Here is a 1,612-nt window from a genome sequence, read left to right on the forward strand (position 1 = left end):
CTAGTGGTCGTCGGCGTTAGTTCGTCGGGGGTTCAGCCCCACGCGGTCGGGTCTGCGAGGTAGAGGCCGCAGGCGGTGTCGAGAGCGTCCTCGGCGGTGCCGGCGCCTTGGCCGGTGGGCAGGTAGGAGTTTTGGTAGTCGTCGTGGCTGGCGCGGTAGATCGCGAAGCCCCACATGTTGGCGTAACCGGCGTACTTCAGCCGGCACAGGGGCAGAGTCTGCCCGTCGGCTACGACGGCGTCGACGTAGGCGTACGGCGCCCGGAAACGCAGTTCGATCCGGGTGATCTCGGTCCACCGATCACGGGCTCGGGCGGACAGGCGTTGGCGCAGTGAGGTCTTCGTCGAGTCCGGAATGGCGGCCATGACCTCCATCCTGGTGCACCGGCCCTACCGGGGTGTGGCGATCATTGCGGGCATGGTGTCTGTCTCGGCCGTTGTGATCGGCCTGTCCACCACCGAGCAGGACGCGTTGGCTGCCCGTGCCCGCGCGGTCAGCGGCGCGCACCGCGACGTGCTCCGGGCCCGGATCGTGCTCGCCGCCGCGGACGGGCAACCGAATGCCGTGATCGCGGACCGGTTGGGACTGCATGTGGACACCGTCCGCAAGTGGCGGGCGCGGTTCGCCGTGCATCGGATGGACGGGTTGACCGACCGGCCCCGGTCAGGTCGTCCCGCGGTGTTCACCGCGTTGCAGGTCGCCGAGGTCAAGGCGTTGGCGTGTACTCCGCCGGCCGAGCGGGAAGTGCCGCTGGCCCGCTGGTCCGCCGCGGAGTTGGCCCGTCAGGTGACCCGGGACGGGGTCGTCGAATCGGTCAGCTCGAGGACGGTGCAGCGGTGGCTGGCCGCCGACGCGATCAAGCCGTGGCAGCACCGATCCTGGATCTTCCCGCGGGACCCAGCGTTCGCGGTCAAGGCCGGTCGGGTCCTCGATCTGTACGACAGGCGGTGGGAGGGCATTGCTCTCGGTGACGACGAGTACGTGATCAGTGCCGACGAGAAGTCCCAGCTCCAGGCGCTGCGGCGGCGGCATCCGGGCCTGGCCGCCGGGTCGGGGCGGCAGACCCGGGTGGAAGCCGAATACCGCCGCGGTGGCACGCTGGCGTACTTCGCTGCGTACGACGTGCATCGCGGGCAGGTACTCGGCACCATTGCCCCGAGGACTGGGATCGTCCCGTTCACCGAGCTGGTCGAGAAGGTGATGACCACCGAGCCGTACGCCTCCGCCAAACGGGTGTATTGGGTGGTCGACAACGGTTCGTCCCACAACGGTGCCCGTTCGATCGAACGGATGGAAACAGCGTGGCCGACAGCGACGTTGGTGCATCTGCCGGTGCATGCGTCGTGGTTGAACCAGGTGGAGATCTACTTCTCAGTGTTGCAACGCAAGGCCATCGCACCGGCCGACTTCGCCGACCTCGATGCCCTCGCCGCTCGGGTCTTGGCGTTCGAGGAGCGCTACAACACCACCGCCCGTCCGTTCGACTGGCGGTACACCCGCGCGGATCTCAACGACTACTTGGCGCGGCTCCGGCGCCACGAACCGGACGCGCCTGCTCCGGAACTCGGGGAGGCCGCCTGACCCCCGACGAACTAACGCCGACGACCACTAG

Annotated in this window: 2 protein-coding genes; one reads left to right on the top strand and one right to left on the bottom strand. The window is 68.5% G+C overall.

Annotated features, from left to right (window positions below; all coding sequences use genetic code 11):
• Positions 1 to 32 precede the first annotated feature (32 nt).
• Positions 33 to 365 (bottom strand): hypothetical protein, encoded by a 333-nt coding sequence (locus E0497_RS20290; protein ID WP_137726599.1) that lies wholly within the window; start codon positions 363 to 365, stop codon positions 33 to 35.
• Here E0497_RS20290 and E0497_RS20295 point away from each other — a divergent pair.
• Entirely contained in the window at positions 364 to 1,581 is a 1,218-nt protein-coding gene (locus tag E0497_RS20295) for an IS630 family transposase (RefSeq protein ID WP_241665999.1), read from the top strand. The genes E0497_RS20290 and E0497_RS20295 overlap by 2 nt on opposite strands.
• Positions 1,582 to 1,612: the final 31 nt, after the last annotated feature.

Source organism: Prescottella subtropica, from assembly GCF_005434945.1.
Classification (GTDB): Bacteria; Actinomycetota; Actinomycetes; order Mycobacteriales; family Mycobacteriaceae; genus Prescottella; species Prescottella subtropica.